Here is a 266-nt window from a genome sequence, read left to right on the forward strand (position 1 = left end):
AACCTCCCTTCGTGATTGCACTACGGTCCGAAAAGAACCGTAGACAACCCCGTTATTTATTTTTACGACGACGTACGATAAATTTATCAGATTTGTTCTTTTTCTTACGTGTCTTGAATCCAAGAGTCGGTTTGCCCCAAGGAGACATTGGTGATTTACGTCCGATTGGCGCGCGACCTTCACCACCACCGTGCGGGTGATCGTTAGGGTTCATTACAGAACCGCGGACTGTAGGGCGGATGCCTTTCCAGCGAGAGCGTCCTGCT

General features: G+C 49.6%; 1 pseudogene. It reads right to left on the bottom strand.

The window, feature by feature from the left end:
- Positions 1 to 52 precede the first annotated feature (52 nt).
- Positions 53 to 266 (bottom strand): annotated as a pseudogene (rplB, locus tag SB660_RS21205) (50S ribosomal protein L2); the annotation flags it as partial.

Source organism: Bacillus sp. SIMBA_005 (assembly GCF_046535585.1).
Taxonomy (GTDB): Bacteria; Bacillota; Bacilli; order Bacillales; family Bacillaceae; genus Bacillus; species Bacillus pumilus.